Genomic DNA, 14,569 nt, shown 5'->3' with positions numbered 1-14,569 from the left:
TCAGCAACCGGAAGAAGTAGCCTTGAACCGTGGTTGGAAACCTCCGAGGCCTCGGCCGGCCTGGAAGTTCGCTATAGCGAAGTAGCCTTGAACCGTGGTTGGAAACCTCCGAGGCCTCGGCCGGCCTGGAAGTTCGCTATAGCGAAGTAGCCTTGAACCGTGGTTGTATCCCTGGTGAAACTGCTGGCCCATCCTGGAATCTGGGTAACCGCGATGCGGGTCGGGTGGCGGTTGGGCTTGGTCCCCGATCCGGACTACCTGAGGTTCAGGATGGTCACCATGTACGGCGATGCCGATGCCCGACCCCGGGGTGACGACCTCGTGACCTATCTGAGGTGGTGCAAAGCCTGGCAACGATCCCGATGAACCAGGGGAACCGCAGCTTGTCGGGGTGCTGAACGGGGATGCGATCGGGGTAAACCGCAAAAATCGGGTGGTCTTGTTCACTATGGTTCTTGTTCATGAGCCGGGCACTGGTTCTGAACGCCACTTTTGAGCCGCTGAGCGTGGTATCCCCCCGGCGCGCCTTGATTCTGGTGCTGGCGGGTAAGGCCGAGGTTCTGCTGGAGTCCGACGAGCGGTTCCGCTCCGAGCGTTTGGACTTACCGGTGCCGTCGGTGGTTCGACTGAGTTACTTCGTTCGGGTGCCGTTCTTTCGCACGGGTGGGCTCAGTCGCCGGGGGGTGTTCGCCCGGGACGGGTACCGCTGCCAGTACTGCGGCCGCCATGCCGACTCCATTGATCACGTTCGGCCCCGCAGCCGGGGCGGCACCCACTCGTGGGAAAACGTGGTGGCGGCCTGTCGCCGGTGCAACATGACCAAGCGGGATCGGTTGCTGTCCGAAACCCCGATGAGGTTGATGCGCCCACCGGCCGAGCCTCCCCGCTCCGCCTGGGTGGCCTCCGCGGTGGGCCAGGTACCGTCCGACTGGTTGCCCTTCCTGGATCGAACCGCCGAACCCGTGGCCCGGACTGCCTGAAACGCGGACTGCCTGAAACGATTTCTGGGGTTGGCTCCGATCTACGGCCACATATGAGTGGGACTGTGGGGGAGTGGGCGGTGCGTCGTTTGAGGGGGACGGTGGGGGAGTTGCACGCCCGGCGCCCGGGGGTGGATGTCCACCGGCAGGTGTGGTTGATGTCACCCATCGACACTGCGCTGGTGCTGGGCTCGGCGCAGGAGCCCAACCTTGCGGTGGGCGATCCGGGCGATGATGCCGGGGTGGTGCGGCGCCGAAGCGGTGGGGGGGCCGTGCTGGTGGTCCCTTATGACTCGGTGTGGATCGACGTTGTGATCAGCCGTGATGACCCTCTCTGGGACGAGGATATGAACCGCGCCCCCCTGTGGCTGGGTCGGGTGTGGGTGGCGGCGCTGGCCTCGCTGGGAGTCAGCGGCGGGGAGGTTAGCGACTGCTACCGGCCCGGACGGTGGGGCAGGGTGGCTTGTTTCGCCGGCCGGGGCCCGGGTGAGGTGCTGGTGAACGGGGCCAAAGCGGTCGGGGTCTCCCAGAGCCGCACCCGGGTTGCGGCCCGGTTCCAAACCCTTGTTTACCGCCGGTGGGCCCCGGGGGAACTGCTGGCCCGCCTCGCGGTGCCGCCTCCCCAAAGCGAGGATCTTCGAGAGGCCCTGTCGATTGCCGCCCAACCGGTGGATGCCCCCCCCGACGAGATTCGCACCGCCTTCCTGACCGCTCTGCGGCAATAACTCCTGAGAGGTCTTGCTTTGTGGGGCAATGGGGGTTATAGTGGGACTTAGTGGGAGAAAGTGGCAAGCAGGTAGGCAAGCATATGGCCCCGGCAGGGGGGAACCATGCTCACCGGTGAGCATCGGCGTTCGCTTGACGACAAGGGCCGACTTTCGTTGCCGGCAGCATTCAGATCGGTGCTGGCCGAAGGGGCCTATGTAGCCATCTACAAGGGATGTCTCGGAATATGGACGGCTGGTGAGGCCCGCGGCGCGCTGGAGCGGCTTGAGGCCGCAGTAAGGGCCGGGGAGACCCCCGGCGACGAGTTGCGCCGGTTCTCTGCCAGCCTCGAGCCGGTGTCGGTTGATGCCCAGGGCCGGTTGAGCCTGCCGGCCACCAAGCGCGAGCTGGTCGGGATGGGCAAGCAGGTGGTGCTGCTCGGGGTGTTCAGCCGTGGCGAGGTGTGGGACGAGGCGGCGTGGGATTCGCTCCAGGACGACCTTGGCGATGTCGATGTGGATCGGTGGCTGTGATGCGGGTTTCCGGCTCGCGAGGCGGATCGATGATGCGGGTTTCCGGCACTCCAGGGGGATCGATGATGCAGGTGTGATTTAACGATCCAGGTCGCTAATGGGCAGTCCTCCGTCCGACGAGATGGAAGGCCCCTACTCCGCCCGCTTGCCATTCGGCACCCCCGGGGAGAAATCCCGGAGTGCGGTCGCCGGGCGGGGGACTGCCGACTAGCGACCAGTTTGCTGTCCGAATCCGCCGGGCGCAAAAGCTGACTCCTCATCAGCCCGAGCGTGCAGCCGGCCGCCTTACTTTGAAAGGGAAGAAAAGTCATGAACGGGGTGACACCGACAGTGCCGAATCGACGATTCGTGCATCACCCCGTGATGGTGTCCGAAATGGTGGAGCACCTTTCCGAGATTCCGCCGGGCCCCTTCCTGGATGCCACCGTGGGGGGAGGGGGTCATACGCGAGCCCTTCTCAACGCCCGCCCCGACCTCTTGCCCATCGGCCTCGATCGGGACCCTTCGGCGGTTGAGGCCGCGGCTGTGGCCCTGGCCGGGCGGGGGGCCACGATCCGCCAGGCCCGATTTGCCGAGTTGGGTGAGGTGTTGGACTCCCTCCAGGTGGCCGGTCTGGTGGGGGTGCTGTTCGACCTCGGGGTCAGCTCGCCCCAGTTGGACAACCCCGAGCGGGGTTTCAGCTACCGCCACGCCGGACCGCTGGACATGAGGATGGACGGGACCCAGGAGAGATCGGCCGATGTGGTGGTCAACTCGTGGGCGGTCGAGGATCTGGCCGAGATCCTGCGAACCTACGGCGATGAGCGTTACGCCGGGCGCATTGCCGCCGCCATTGCCGCCGCCCGGCCGATCACCTCCACCACCGCCCTGGCCGATGTGGTGCGTGGTGCCATTCCCGCGGCGGCCCGGCGCCGGGGAGGGCACCCCGCCAAGCGGACCTTTCAGGCCATTCGCATCGCGGTCAACGATGAGCTGAGTCAGATAGAGCCCGCCCTGAACGCAGCTATCGACCGGATGGTGCCGCAGGGCCGTGGGGTGGTCATCAGCTACCACAGCGGGGAGAACCGCATTGTGAAGCGGGTGTTGCGTTGCCGAGCCGGCCTGAGCGACGAAGCCCGCTTCCGCGGCCTGCCCCGGTCCCCGGTTGGGGGTTCACCGGTGATCGAGTTGATTCCCCGGGGCAGCCGCCGCCCGAGCCCGGCCGAGGTTGCCGGCAACCCCCGGGCCTCCAGCGCCCGCTTCCGGGCTTTCGCCAGGGTGGAGACGGGCCGGGAAGAGGGGGCCGCGTGATGGTTGCTCCCCAACACCTCCCGCATCCGGCATCGACCGAGCCCGCAGACCGTTACCCCCGGCACCTTCGCGCCGTCCCCAGCCCTCCTCGGATGTTGATCCCGAACCTGGTGTGGGGCGCTGCGGTAACGGTGGTCATCGGCCTGTTCCTGCTGGCCGTGTTCCATGCGGTGATAGTTGATGGTCAGACCGCTCTCGACAGCCTCAACCACGAGATCGAGGATCTCCAGGTACAGAACGACAAGCTTCAGCTTTATGTTGGCCAGTCCGAAGCCCCCGACCGGATCCTGGCGGAGGCCCGCTTCCGTTTGGGAATGGTGGAACCCGAGAATCTGATCTACCTGTCACCGGTGGAGCCAACCGGGATCAGTGCCCCAACTGGGATCAGTGCTCCAACCGGGACCGCCCCGACCGGGATCAGAGCGAGGTGATCCTCACCAAGGAGGCCGTCAGGAGCCGCTCCCGGCGCCGGCGAGGGATCGCGGTCGTGGTGGCTTTCATCTTTGTGGCAGTGGGGCTCAGCGTTCGGCTCGCCGACCTTCAGCTCTTCAGCTCCGATGCCTATGTGGAGTACGGCCAGGGTCAGCGGATTCGGAAGGTCAAGCTGGCGGCCGACCGGGGTCGCATCCTGGATCGCAACGGGGTGGAGCTGGCCATATCGGTCCCCCAGACAACTGTTTGGGCCGACCCGACTCACGTGGAAGACCCGGCCGCGGCGGCCGCGGCCCTTGCCCCCGTGCTGGGCATGGACGAGGAAAGGCTCCTGGCGCGGTTGAGCGAACCCGACCAGCACACCTACCTGGCTCGCACCGTGCCTGACGATGTTGCCGCCCGGGTGGGCGACCTCAAGTTGAAGGGCGTGTACCTGTTGAGGGAGTCGGCCCGGTTCAATCCTGCCGGCAACTCTCTGGGTCAGGCCGTGGTGGGGTCGGTGGATGTGGACCAGAAGGGCATCAGCGGCCTCGAGTACCAGTACGACCGCATGCTGGGAGGGGTCCCCGGCGAGATGCTAATGGAAAGAAGTCACGACGGACGCACGATTCCCACCGGGGTTCGGGAGGTCAAACCCGAGAAGTCGGGGGCCGACCTTTTCCTGACCATTGACCGCTCCTTGCAGTTCGAGGCCGAGCAAGCGCTGAAGCGCCAGATCGAGAAGGTCAGCGCCTCCAGCGGCACCGTCATCATCATGGTTCCCGCCACCGGTGAGATCCTGGCCATGGCTTCGGTGGGCCGGGATGATGAGGGTAACCCGATCTCGTTGGGCGAGAACCGGGCGGTTACCTGGGCCTACGAGCCGGGATCGGTGATGAAGAGCGTTGTGTTCTCCGGCGTGATCGAGGAGGGGTTGGGAGCACCGCACCATGTGCGGGAGGTGAACCATTGGATCGATCTCTACGATCAAAGGTTCACCGATCACACCGAGTACGGCACCGTGGTTTACAGCATGGAGGAAATCCTGGGCCGCTCGTCCAACACCGGTACCGTGGAATGGGCCCTGATGCTCGGTTCCGACCGTTTGCACGCGTACCTGTCCCGCTTCGGGGTGGGATCGGTTACCGAACTGGGGTTCAAGGGTGAATCATCCGGCCTGATGCCACCGAGGTCGCAGTGGAGCGGGACCGATGTGGCCAGTTTCGCGCTGGGTCAGGGCATCCTGGTCACCCCCTTGCAGGTTTTGATGGCGTACAACATTTTGGCCAACGGTGGGATCAGGGTGCCCCCGACCCTGGTGCGCTCAGCGGTCGCGGCTGATGGCCAGGAGATCCCGCTGAAGCGGGACAAAGCGAGGAAGATCGTGTCGAAAAGCACCGCCGACCAGATGACCCAGATGCTGGTCACCGTGGTGCGGGAGGGAACGGGACGCAAAGCCCAGGTCGAGGGCTACTCCATTGCCGGCAAGACCGGTACCGGCCAGAAGGCGTCGTTGAGCGGTGGCTACGAGGACAGCGAGGGACTCACTCACCACACGGCCACGTTTGCCGGCTTCTATCCGGCAGAAAATCCCCAGCTCTCGATGATCGTGGTCATAGACGAGCCGGTCACCAACATCTACGCCAGCCAGGCTGCCGCCCCGCTGTTCGCCGATCTGGCCAAGTACTCCCTGCAACGTCTCCGCATCGCTCCCCCGGTTGACATTGTCGCCGTGAAGCCCAGGCTGGGACCCGCTCCCACCCCCCAGGCAACGCCCGCTCCCACCCCTCAGGTTGGGCAGTGACCGTCCCGGCCCGGTCACTGGCGGAGCTGGCCGCGGCTGCCCCGGAGCTGATCGGTTGCCGCGGGCAAGCCACCATCACCGGGCTGGCTCACGACTCCCGGGTGGTGAAACCCGGCGACCTGTTCTTCTGCGTGCGGGGCAAGCACCACGACGGTCACGATTTCGCCGCCGATGCCCTCGGTCGGGGAGCGGCCGCTCTGGTGGTGGAGCGCGCTCTGGGACTGGGTTGCCCCGAGCTGGAAACCGCTTCGGTACGTCGGGCCATGGGTCCCGTGAGTTCTGCATTCTACGGTCACCCCGCCCGCTGGATGACCATGATCGGGGTAACCGGGACCAACGGCAAGACCACGGTGGTCAGCTTGCTGGGTTCGATTTTGGCGGCCGCCGGTTTCCGCCCCGAGGTCCTCGGCACGCTGACCGGCTCGCTGACCACCCCGGAATCGCTGGATCTACAGCGCCGATTGGCTGGTTGGCTCTCGGCCGGTGTGGACGTGGTGGCCATGGAGGTTTCCAGTCACGCACTGCATCAGCATCGAGTGGACGGTATCCGCTTCGACGCCGCCGTGTTCACCAACCTCACCCCCGAACACCTCGACTATCACCGCACCGATGAGGGGTACTTCGCGGCCAAGGCTCGGCTGTTCACCCCCGACCTGGCCGCCAGGGCGGTAATCAACCGGGGTGACGAGCACGGGGACCGGCTGGCGCACCAATCCCGCATTCCCACCGTGGGCTATGACCCTCGCCGCCTGATGGTCCGGTTCCGAACTCCCCCCCAGGCCAAGCTGCAGGCCGGGGGCCGCCCATCCTGGGGCATGGTCATGCGGTGGCGGGGCCAGGATGTGCGCCTGCCCCTGATGGGGAGGTTCAACGCCGCCAACGCACTGGCGGCGGCAGAAACCGCACTCCTGCTGGGTGTCGGGGTGCCCGAGGTGGTGGCCGGGTTGGAATCGGCGGTTCCGGTGCCGGGCCGTTTCGAGGTAATCGGGTCGAACCGGCCCTTCACGGTGGTGGTGGACTATGCCCACACCCCCGATGGGTTGGCCCAGGTGCTGGCCGCGGCCCGGGAGTTGGTGACCGGATCCGGGTGCTTGAGGGTGGTGTTCGGCTGCGGTGGTGATCGCGATGCCGGCAAGCGGCCGATGATGGGTCGGGCGGCGGCTAGGCTGGCCGATCAGGTCATCGTGACCTCCGACAATCCTCGCTTTGAGGATCCGGAGACCATCATCCATAACGTGCTGTCGGGGGTATCCGAAACCGGTGGGGTAGGCGAACGCGGTGGGGCATTGGTGGCCCTGGTCGACCGTCGAGCGGCGATAGCCCGAGGTCTGGCCGAGGCTTCCGAGGGCGATGTAGTGGTCGTGGCCGGCAAGGGTCACGAGACCGTCCAGGTGGTGGAGGATCGGGAGATCCCCTTCGACGACCGAGCGGTGATACGAGAGATCCTGGGCCGGAAGAGCCAAGGAGAGTTCGCGAGATGATCCGCCTGCTCGTCGCAGTCGCCATCGCCGGCACCCTCTCGGTTATCGGCACCCGGTTGCTGATCACCTTTTTGAGCAAGCACTCCATAGGCCAGCCGATACGCCAGGACGGTCCCCAAGGCCACGTCAGCAAGGCGGGCACCCCTACCATGGGCGGAGTGGCCATCGTGGGGGGCGGGCTGGCCGGATATGTCATCAGTGATCTCTACAACGGCATCTTCACCCGTACCGGGTTGATTGTCATGGTGGCCATTGCCGGTTCGGCCATAGTCGGTTTTGTCGACGACTGGCTCAAGGTGTCCCGGGAGCGAAACCTGGGCTTGGGCAAGCGGACCAAGGTCCTGGGTCTTTTGACCGTGGCGGTGGGATTCGCGGTAATGATGATCCACTTCACCGATGTGCGCACCGAGCTCTCGTTCACCCGCTACGACTCCCTGAACATCGACCTGGGGTCATGGGGCTGGGGGCTCTGGGCGGTGCTGCTCATCCTGGCCACCAGCAACGCGGTGAACCTGACCGACGGTCTGGACAGCCTGGCCGCGGGCTCCTCGATATTCGCCTTTGCCGCGTTCGTGTTCATCGCCTTCTGGGCTTTTCGCAACCAGGACATCTACGGCATTCCCCACGCCCTGGATTTGGCCATCCTGGCCGCGGCCATGCTGGGAGCGAGCGCGGGGTTCATGTGGTGGAACGCCGCCCCGGCTCGTATTTTCATGGGTGATACCGGATCGTTGGCCCTGGGTACCGGGCTGGCCGCGCTGGCCCTGGCCACCAACACCCATCTGCTGCTGCCCATAATCGGCGGCTTGTTCGTGATGGAGACCCTGTCGGTGATCATCCAGGTTTTCAGCTTCCAGGTTTTCGGCACCCGGGTGTTCCGGATGGCCCCCATCCATCATCATTTCGAACTGCTCGGCTGGCCGGAGACCACGGTGATCATCCGGCTTTGGATCATGACCGGTTTTGCCACCGCGGTGGCCCTGGGACTGTTCTACGCCGACTTCGTTTCTGTCGGGGGTGCGGATTGAGTCCGGATCCCGTTCTTTTGGCCGGGGGTGCGGATTGAGTCCAGATCCCGTTCTTTTGGCCGGTTACGCGGTGGCCAACCAGGCTGTGGGGGCTCAATTGACAGAGCGCGGCCATCCGGTGGTGGCCGCCGACGATGCTCCCGACGACCGGGCCCTGAGCCATGCCGGCGAACTGGGCATAAACCTGCGGGAGCGACCGGATCCCGAGGCATGGTTGGCGCTGGTGGCCAATGCGCGGGTGATGGTTCCCACTCCGGGTCTGCCCGAGCGCCATCCCGCCTTCGGGGCCGCGGCGGCCACGGGCACGCCGATCGTTTCCGAGTTGGATCTGGCCCAGCGGTGGGATTCCCGCCCAACCCTGGCGGTGACCGGCACCAGCGGCAAGACCACGGTGACGCTTCTGATTTCGTCCATGCTGGAGGCATCGGGCATCGCGGCGAGCGTGGCCGGGAACACCGAGACCCCGATGGTGGAGGCCATCCGGGACCCCCGACCCGCGGTGTTCGTGGTCGAGGCATCCTCCTTCCGCCTGGGTCATAGCCGGTGCTACCGCCCCGCAGTGGGGGCCTGGCTGAACTTCGCCCCCGACCATCTGGATGTCCATGAATCGTTGGCGAGCTACCGGGCGGCCAAGGCTTCATTGTGGGCCAGAGCCGCCGGCGGCACCACTGCGGTGGTCAACCGTGACGACCCCGTGGTCGCGGCTCACGCTCCCCGCCGGGGTCGGGTGGTGGAGTACGGCCTCGGCGAGGGTGATCACCGGGTGAGCGGTACCCGGCCGGCGGCTTGGCCCGGGGGGGAGTACGGCGCCGGCGAGGGTGACTACCGGGTGAGCGGCGAGGCTTTGTGGGCCGGGTCAACAGAGTTGGTTCCCATCGCCGAACTGCGGCGGTCACAGCCCCACGAACTGTCCAACGCACTGGCGGCGGCGGCGGTGGCCATGGCCGGGGGTGCTCATCCGGATGGGGTGCGGTTGGCCCTGCGGCAATGGGTGGGTTTGCCCCATCGGATGATGCTGGTGGCCGAGCACAACGGTGTCCGGTATTACGACGATTCCAAATCCACCACCCCCCACTCGGTTCGTGCCGCGGTGCGGTCGGTGGAATCGGCGGTTCTCATCGCCGGGGGCCGCAACAAGGGCCTTGACCTGGGGGCCATGGCCGAGATCGCCGGCCGGCTGCGAGCGGTGGTGGCCATCGGTGAGGCCGCGCCCGAGGTGCAGGAGGCTTTTGCCCGGCGGTGCCCGGTGGTGGTCGCAACCTCGATGGAAGAGGCGGTGAGTTCAGCGGCGGGGCTGGCCCGCACCGGTGATGACGTGCTGCTGTCACCGGGCTGCGCTTCGTTCGACTGGTACGAGTCCTATGCCCAGCGGGGTGATCACTTCGCCCACCTGGTTGAAGAGCTGATCGGAGGTTCACGATGACCACGGTTTCCCCCGGCGGGGACGCTGGTCGAGTGTCCACCACAGCCGCCCCGTTGATCGGAGGTTCACGATGACCACGGTTTCCCCCCGCATCGCCCGGCGAGCTTGGGCCGAGGTGCTTCTATCCCCACCGGCGGGCCGGGCCACCAAGCCCTTCTACCTGCTGGCCGGGTTGATTGTGATCCTTACCGGCCTGGGCCTGGCCCTGGTGCTGTCGGTATCGTCGGTGACCGGCCTCTATGCCGGGCAGTCGCCCTGGTTCACCTTCCAGCGCCAGCTCTTCTGGGCCCTGGGAGGGTTCGTCGCCATGATTGTGACAATGCGGGTGGACTACCTGTACTGGCAGAAGTACGCCCGTTTGCTCGTGGCGTTCACCTTGCTGCTGCTGGTCGCCGTGCTGATACCGGGGATCGGCACAACGGCGAACGGGGCCACCCGCTGGATCTATTTCGGCCCGATCAGCTTCCAGCCCTCGGAGCTGGCCAAGCTGGCCATGGCCCTGTTCGCCGCCGCGTGGTTGACCGACAAGGCCGGCAGCGAGGACGATGCCCGCATCACCATCCGCCCGGTGCTGCTGGTGTGCAGCCTGATGGCCGGGTTCATCCTTCTTCAGCCGAACCTGGGAACCGCGGTGATAATCGGGTTTATCGCCTTCGCCTCACTGTTCATGGCTGGGGTACCCCTCGTTCCCCTGACCGGTTGGTCGCTGCTGAGCGGGGGGGTGGCTGCTCTGGCGGCGTGGGGATCGGGCTACCGCCGAGACCGTGTGCTGTCGTTGTTCAACGAGTGGGACGACCCGCTCAACACCGGCTGGCAGACCATACAGTCGAAGGTGGGCATCGCTTCCGGGGGGCTGACCGGTGCCGGGCTGGGCGAGAGTCGGATCAAGTGGGGATTCTTGCCCGAGGCTCACACCGACTTCATTTTTTCCGTGATCGCCGAGGAGATGGGGTGGTTGGGGGCGATGTTGATCATCGCCCTGTTCGCCGTATTCGTGATTTGCGGGTTCGGGGTTGCCGTCAGCAGCCCGGACCGGTTCGGGCAAGTGCTGGCGGCGGGCATCACCATGTGGGTGGGGGTTCAGGCGTTCGTGAACATCGCCGCGGTGGTGGGGGTGCTGCCCGTCACCGGGGTTCCCCTGCCCTTCCTGTCGGTCGGGGGGTCCGCCCTGCTGATGAACATGGCCTCGGCGGGGGTGCTGCTCAACATATCCCGCCAGATCCGGGTCGAAGCATGAAATGGCCGGGTGCGCCCGGCAGATCGGGAGCCGATCGGCCCTATTCGAACCGCTTTTGGTCGAAGCTCGCTGGGGGCCGGGGTGCGCCCGGCCGGAGAGATCGGGTGTGGGTGGTCATAGCCGGGGGGGGAACGGCCGGCCATGTCCATCCCGGCCTGGCGGTGGCCCGGGCGCTGGTACGCCGGGGCTGCGAGTCCGAAAGCATCCGTTTCGTGGGGTCGGTTCGTGGCGTGGAGCGTGACCTGGTGCCCGCTGCGGGGTTCGAGCTGACCATGCTGCCGGGGCGGGGTATCGAACGCCGCCTGTCCCGCCTGTCCTGGCAGAACCTGTCGGCGCTCTGGGGATTGGTCCGGGCCGGGGTCCGGGCCGGATACCTGCTGGGCCGGCTCCGGCCGGCGGTGGTGCTGGCACTGGGCGGCTACGCCAGCCTGCCGTGCGCGCTGGCCGCCCGACTGTTATGGATCCCGGTTGTCGTCGCGGAGCAGAACGCGGTACCCGGTGTGGCCAACCGCCTGTCGGGGCGCTGGGCCCGGGCATCCGCTGTGTCGTTCCCGGGGACGGAGCTGCCGCGTCCGGTGCTGACCGGCAACCCGGTGCGCGCCGAGGTGCAGGCAGTGGATCGGGACCGGGACCGGGACTGCGCCCGAGCGGCCCTCGGTGTGGACCGCCGGCGTCGCCTGGTGGTCGTGGTCGGCGGGTCTCTGGGGGCCGCCCGCATCAACCGGGCCGCGTTCGAGGCGGCCCGCTTCTGGGCCGATCGCGATGATCTGACCCTGTACCACGTGGTGGGTCGAAGGGATTGGCAGGATCTGGCCCCCCTGCGGCCCGACCTGGCGGGTGCCTTGCTGGACTACCGGGCGGTGGAGTTCGAGGAGAACATGCCCGGGGTGTACGCCGCCGCCGATCTGCTGGTGGGCCGGGCGGGGGCAACCAGTGTGGCCGAGTTGGCCTTGGTGGGCCTGCCCTCGGTGCTGGTTCCGCTGCCGTGGGCCCCCGGTGATCACCAGACCGCCAACGCCGCCGGGCTGGTGGCCGCCGGTGGGGCGGTGCTGGTGCGCGACGGGGAGATGGATGGTCGCCGCATGGCCGCCGAGGTGGACCGGTTGCTGGCGGCACCGGAGCTCCTCGCCTCCATGGGCCGGGCGGCAGCCGGTTTGGGGCACCGCGATGCCGACAACCAGGTGGTCGATCTGCTCCAAAAGTGGGCCCGCCATCCCCGGGAAGGTGGCGGGATGAGGCCACAATAAGGTCGGGGGGATGGATGGTATCGAGGTGTTCCCGCTCCGGGAAGGTGGCGGGATGAGGCCACAATAGGGCCTATGGTCGAGCTGTGCTTACCGGCCCGGGTTCACATACTGGGGGTGGGGGGTGCGGGCATGTCGGCGATCGCGGTTGTGCTGCACAAGATGGGATGCTCGGTTAGCGGCAGCGACCTGGCTAACACTCCGGTGCTCGATCAACTGCGGGGGATCGGGGTGGAGGTCTTCGCCGGCCATGACCCCTCCCGGGTGTCGGGGGTGGATATGGTGGCCCGATCCACCGCTATCGGCGACGATAATCCCGAGGTGGTCGCCGCCCGCCGGGCCGGGATACCCGTGCACCGCCGGGCTGAGATTCTGTCGGCCCTCACCGGAATGCGTACCACCGTGGCGGTGGCCGGCACCCATGGGAAGACCACCACCGCGGCCATGCTGTCGCATGTGCTGGTGGCGGCCGGGAGTGATCCCGGTTTCATCGTGGGTGGGGTTCTGGCGGGGGGCAGCATCGGGGCTCGCTGGTCCGATGGCCCGTGGTTCGTGGTGGAGGCCGATGAGAGCGACGGAACCTTCAACGAGCTGGCGGTGAACCGGGCGGTGGTGACCAGCGTGGAACCCGATCACCTGCGCCCCGACCGCCCTGTGGCCGAGCTGGAGGCGGAGTTCGCCCGGTTCTGCGCCGGAGCGGCCGGTGGCCTGGTGGTGTGTGCCGACGATGCCGGGGCTCTCAAGGCATCCGAGGGTTGCAGCCGGGTTCTGTATGGCCGGGGATCCGATGCCGGCTACCGCTGGGTACCCCTGCGCCGCCACCGGTACAAGACCTTCGGTGAGATACATGGCCCCGATGGGCCGGTGGGGCAGGTCACAGTGCCCATGCCCGGCGACCACAACGCCCTCAACGCTCTGGGTGCTCTGGTCATGGCCCGTGAGCTGGGGGTGGATTGGCCCGACGCCATCGGGGCTCTGGCCAACTTCGAGGGGGTGACTCGGCGGTTCGAGTGGCGCGGGCAAGCAGCCGGGGTTGACTTCGTCGACGACTACGCCCATTTGCCCACCGAGGTGGCTGCCGCGCTGAGAACGGGGTTCGAGGGCAACTGGGAGCGGGTAGTGTGCGTGTTCCAGCCCCATCGCTATACCCGAACCTCGCACCTCTGGCCGACGTTTGCCCATTGCTTCGAGTGCGCCGACATCGTGATAATCACCGATATCTACCCTGCGGGTGAGTCGCCCGTTCCTGGTGTTTCCGGAGAGTTGATCCACCGGGCGGTGTCCGAGGCTCATCCGGAGTGGGATGTTTCCTACGTGGCCGACCTCGACGATGTCGCCGACCATCTGGCGGCCCTGTTGCGCCCCGGGGATCTATGCCTCACCCTGGGCGCCGGTGACCTGACCGAGCTGCCCCCCCGGGTTATTCCCCTGCTGGCCGGGCGGCGATGAGCGGTGCTGGTTATTTCCGTGCTGGCCGGACGGCGATGAGCGGCATCGATTGGGATCGTTTGGCCCGGGACCTGGCCGGTGTGTTGGGTGCCGGGGCGGTGTGCCGGGAACTCCCTATCGGTCCGGTCACCACCTACCGGGTGGGAGGAGCCGCCCGGATCGGGGTGACCCTCGCCGCGGTGGCCGACCGGGCCGCGGTGGCCGAAGTTCTGGCCGCCCACCGATGCGATGTGCTGGTGGTGGGCAAGGGCTCCAACCTGCTGGTAGCCGATGCCGGATTCGACGGCGTGGCCATCTGGTTGGGTTCCGGGTGCGACGGGGTGGAAATCGACGGCTCGCGGCTCCGGGCCGGGGGTGCCGCCGGGCTTCCGGTGCTGGCCCGCCGCAGTGCGGCTGCCGGGCTGACCGGCCTGGAGTGGGCCGTCGGGGTGCCGGGGTCGCTGGGAGGCGGGATTCGCATGAACGCCGGCGGTCACGGTTCCGACCTGTCGGCCTGCCTGGTCCGGGCCGAGATCTTGGATCTACGAGCCGGCGAGGTGCAGCATTGGGATAAGGGAAGGCTTGATCTGGGTTACCGGCGCTCCGCTCTGGCCGATCACCACCTGGTGGTCGGGGCCGAAATGAACCTGGTCGAGGGGGATGTCGAGGCTGCCCACGCCCGCATCGCCGGCATCGTGGCCTGGAGGCGCGACAACCAGCCCGGAGGCCAGAATGCCGGATCGGTGTTCACCAACCCCGATGGCGATCACTCGGGGCGGATCATCGAGGCCGCCGGCCTCAAGGGGTACCGCGTGGGTACTGCTTCGGTCTCGGTCAAGCACGCCAACTTCTTCATTGCCGACCGGGACGGCTCGGCCGACGATCTCTTTGCCCTGATGTGCGAGGTCTTCAGCCGGGTGCGGGCCGGTTACGGCCTTGCGCTGCAACCGGAGACTCGTCTCGTGGGTTTCGGGTTGGGCCCATGGAGCGATCAGGCCGGTTGAG

Annotated in this window: 14 protein-coding genes; all 14 read left to right on the top strand. The window is 67.0% G+C overall.

Annotated features, from left to right (window positions below; all coding sequences use genetic code 11):
* The first annotated feature begins 159 nt into the window (after positions 1-159).
* The 14 genes from ACOGXC_RS07485 (at position 160) to murB (ending at position 14,568) form a co-directional block, all read left to right on the top strand.
* Complete coding sequence (locus ACOGXC_RS07485) at positions 160-366, top strand: hypothetical protein (protein ID WP_419917580.1); 207 nt, start codon at positions 160-162, stop codon at positions 364-366.
* 95 nt (positions 367-461) lie between these two features.
* Positions 462-980 (top strand): HNH endonuclease, encoded by a 519-nt coding sequence (locus ACOGXC_RS07480; protein WP_419917579.1) that lies wholly within the window; start codon positions 462-464, stop codon positions 978-980.
* Between the two features lie 80 nt (positions 981-1,060).
* A complete protein-coding gene (locus tag ACOGXC_RS07475; RefSeq protein ID WP_419917578.1) occupies positions 1,061-1,705 on the top strand; it encodes a hypothetical protein in 645 nt (214 codons plus the stop codon).
* 105 nt (positions 1,706-1,810) lie between these two features.
* The gene (locus ACOGXC_RS07470) at positions 1,811-2,218 is read left to right on the top strand and encodes a division/cell wall cluster transcriptional repressor MraZ (protein ID WP_419917577.1); all 408 of its coding nucleotides are present in this window, start codon (positions 1,811-1,813) and stop codon (positions 2,216-2,218) included.
* A gap of 309 nt (positions 2,219-2,527) precedes the next feature.
* Positions 2,528-3,508 carry a 16S rRNA (cytosine(1402)-N(4))-methyltransferase RsmH gene (gene rsmH, locus ACOGXC_RS07465; protein ID WP_419917576.1) on the top strand — a complete coding sequence of 327 codons (981 nt, stop codon included), beginning with the start codon at positions 2,528-2,530 and terminating at the stop codon, positions 3,506-3,508.
* Between the two features lie 92 nt (positions 3,509-3,600).
* Positions 3,601-3,939: a hypothetical protein gene (locus ACOGXC_RS07460; RefSeq protein WP_419917575.1), complete on the top strand. Its 339-nt coding sequence runs from the start codon at positions 3,601-3,603 to the stop codon at positions 3,937-3,939.
* Positions 3,936-5,723: a peptidoglycan D,D-transpeptidase FtsI family protein gene (locus ACOGXC_RS07455; RefSeq protein WP_419917574.1), complete on the top strand. Its 1,788-nt coding sequence runs from the start codon at positions 3,936-3,938 to the stop codon at positions 5,721-5,723. Before ACOGXC_RS07460 ends, ACOGXC_RS07455 begins: the two co-directional genes overlap by 4 nt.
* Positions 5,720-7,204, top strand: a complete 1,485-nt coding sequence (locus tag ACOGXC_RS07450; RefSeq protein WP_419917573.1) for a UDP-N-acetylmuramoyl-L-alanyl-D-glutamate--2,6-diaminopimelate ligase — start codon at positions 5,720-5,722, stop codon at positions 7,202-7,204. The genes ACOGXC_RS07455 and ACOGXC_RS07450 overlap by 4 nt, the downstream gene beginning before the upstream one ends.
* Positions 7,201-8,232 (top strand): phospho-N-acetylmuramoyl-pentapeptide-transferase, encoded by a 1,032-nt coding sequence (gene mraY, locus ACOGXC_RS07445; protein WP_419917572.1) that lies wholly within the window; start codon positions 7,201-7,203, stop codon positions 8,230-8,232. The genes ACOGXC_RS07450 and mraY overlap by 4 nt, the downstream gene beginning before the upstream one ends.
* 34 nt (positions 8,233-8,266) lie before the next feature.
* Entirely contained in the window at positions 8,267-9,655 is a 1,389-nt protein-coding gene (gene murD, locus ACOGXC_RS07440; RefSeq protein ID WP_419917571.1) for a UDP-N-acetylmuramoyl-L-alanine--D-glutamate ligase, read from the top strand.
* Between the two features lie 70 nt (positions 9,656-9,725).
* Positions 9,726-10,892 (top strand): putative lipid II flippase FtsW, encoded by a 1,167-nt coding sequence (ftsW, locus tag ACOGXC_RS07435; RefSeq protein WP_419917570.1) that lies wholly within the window; start codon positions 9,726-9,728, stop codon positions 10,890-10,892.
* 104 nt (positions 10,893-10,996) lie between these two features.
* Positions 10,997-12,139, top strand: a complete 1,143-nt coding sequence (gene murG / locus ACOGXC_RS07430) for an undecaprenyldiphospho-muramoylpentapeptide beta-N-acetylglucosaminyltransferase (RefSeq protein ID WP_419917569.1) — start codon at positions 10,997-10,999, stop codon at positions 12,137-12,139.
* Positions 12,140-12,211: 72 nt separating this feature from the next.
* Complete coding sequence (murC, locus tag ACOGXC_RS07425; RefSeq protein WP_419917568.1) at positions 12,212-13,585, top strand: UDP-N-acetylmuramate--L-alanine ligase; 1,374 nt, start codon at positions 12,212-12,214, stop codon at positions 13,583-13,585.
* A 35-nt stretch (positions 13,586-13,620) separates the two neighbouring features.
* Complete coding sequence (murB, locus tag ACOGXC_RS07420) at positions 13,621-14,568, top strand: UDP-N-acetylmuramate dehydrogenase (protein WP_419917567.1); 948 nt, start codon at positions 13,621-13,623, stop codon at positions 14,566-14,568.
* Position 14,569: the final 1 nt, after the last annotated feature.

This window comes from Candidatus Poriferisocius sp. (genome assembly GCF_965202595.1).
Taxonomy (GTDB): domain Bacteria; phylum Actinomycetota; class Acidimicrobiia; order Acidimicrobiales; family Bin134; genus Poriferisocius.
The sequence above is the reverse complement of the archived record's forward strand: the minus strand, read 5'-3'. Positions and strand labels throughout refer to the sequence as shown.